The organism is Arthrobacter sp. 2RAF6, assembly GCF_052115205.1.
In the GTDB taxonomy this organism is placed as follows: domain Bacteria; phylum Actinomycetota; class Actinomycetes; order Actinomycetales; family Micrococcaceae; genus Arthrobacter.
Genome location: NZ_JBFRGF010000086.1, coordinates 1 through 1,890 on the forward strand (window position 1 = coordinate 1; position 1,890 = coordinate 1,890).

The window sequence follows — 1,890 nt, forward strand, 5'->3', positions numbered from 1 at the left end:
TCGATCGACTCTTCTATGTCTGTCAAGCCGCTTCCTGCACCTTTTTCGCCTGAGCTGAAGCCATCAGAATTCTGAACACGCGTCGGGCTAGGAAGCGCTTGACGCAACGCCGGATTTCTTTATCAGTTTTGCCCTCGGCGCGGCGCTTCTCGGCGTATTCGCAGGTTTCAGCGTCATACGTCATCCTGGTGATCGCAGCCATATGAAGAGCGCTGTTGAGTCTTCTATCGCCTCCCCGGTTGAGCCGGTGTCGCACCGTGTTACCTGACGATGCAGGGATGGGATTCACGCCAGCCAGACAGGCGAAAGCCGCCTCGCTACGGACCCGCCCCTCATGCGACCACGCCACCAAGCACTTTGCCGCGGTCACCGCTCTGAATCCTTTCTCTTCGAGTAGAGGAGCGGCCTCGCTGACCTTGACCAGCTCGTCTAATTGCTTTTCATTGGACTTCAGCTGCTGGTCAAGGTTGAGGATGTGCTTGGCTAGACGGATTGCTTCAGCCCGGGCGATACTCAAAGCCAGTTCTTCCTCACGCTCACGCCACCGGGAGATCTCCTCGATCTGGGCGGGGGTGAGCTTCTTGCGGGCATCGATACCGAGATCGTTGCTGCGCGCCAGAGCATTCAGGGCGTTGATCGAGCGGGTGCGGTCCTTGCTTATGGATTCGCGAGCGGTGACGAGGATCCGCAAGCCCTGGCGGATCCCTTCATTCAAGCGGGGACGACGCAGTTTTTCAACTGGTAGGGGCAGCACGGCAATGGCCATGCGGTGGGCATCCAAGGCGTCGGTTTTACCGACCCCGCGGTTCTTCTTCGCATCCATGCGAGGAGCCTCGGCAACGGGGAATCCATGGGTGGCCACGGCGCCGGCGAGGATCGCGCCGTAGGACGCAGCGCCTTCGATGACCCAGAGGGTGTCGGCGTCGGCGTTGGTGCGGCGTGCGACCCATTTGATGGCTCGGTTGATGCCGGCGGTGGTGGTGGGGAATGACTGCGTATCCAGCATGGCGCCGTTGGTGGCGTCGAGGATGGCGTAGACGTGGTTTCGGGCGTGAGTGTCGACACCCACGACAAACGGGTGAGAATGAGCGACGATAGACATGCGGTCACCGTACTTTTCCTATGAGATGGACTTGGTTGATGGCCGTAAAGGCCGGTACCAGTCCGGGTAGGAATCACAACGGAACAGCACTGTGATGGGTCACGCCCGTAAGGGTGGACAATCTTCTGATCAAGCTACCGTGGTGGGCCGGACGGGTCCCGGCCGACCACCACCGTAGACGGACAAGTCGACCGAATGACACCCTTGGGGTCAGTTGCAACAGGAGTCACGTCTACGGGGTGGAACGGCCGGAATCTATCCTGCCAGCCAGTCCCAGACCAGCTAAACCAAGCCTCACAGTTGCAACACCGGAACCTTGGGGGGTGTTGCAACGACCATGCCGCCTTAATGAATGCGGGGCTACTCACGGTTTTATCCGCTCGTGGTGCTGTTCCAATGAGGGCCCACTTCCGGTGCTGCCCAGGCCCAGGCGCGCATCCGAGGAAAAGCTATGATCCGGGGACTCAACGAGCCGCAGCAGATCCTTGACCCTGCAACGCGGACAGCGAGCGACCCCAGCCCGCGGATCAGCTGGGTCGAGTTCTCCAACTTCTGCATCGACGGGTTGCACTTCAACCCGGACGGCTCCGGGATGCACCCCGAGAACACCTACGTCAACGGCAAGACCGGCATCTATGTCGCGAACGCCAATGACTCATTCCGCGTCACCGGCATGGGGTTCGTCTACCTTGAGAACGCCCTCACCATCTACCACGCGGACGCGCTTTCCATTCACGACAACTTCATCGCCGAATGCGGAAGCTGCATCGAGCTGCGCGGCTGGGGAC

The 1,890-nt window shown here is 60.3% G+C and carries 1 protein-coding gene and 1 pseudogene; one reads left to right on the plus strand and one right to left on the minus strand.

The window, feature by feature from the left end; all coding sequences use genetic code 11:
* Positions 1-22: 22 nt before the first annotated feature.
* Positions 23-1,102, minus strand: a complete 1,080-nt coding sequence (locus AB4Z38_RS25525) for an IS110 family transposase (RefSeq protein WP_441432309.1) — start codon at positions 1,100-1,102, stop codon at positions 23-25.
* A 451-nt stretch (positions 1,103-1,553) separates the two neighbouring features.
* Here AB4Z38_RS25525 and AB4Z38_RS25530 point away from each other — a divergent pair.
* Positions 1,554-1,890 (plus strand): annotated as a pseudogene (locus AB4Z38_RS25530) (right-handed parallel beta-helix repeat-containing protein); the annotation flags it as partial.

Coding starts and splice junctions, on each gene's coding strand:
- AB4Z38_RS25525 (WP_441432309.1), bottom strand. CDS start 1,102: ATGTCTATCGTCGCTCATTCTCACCCGTTTGTCGTGGGTGTCGACACT.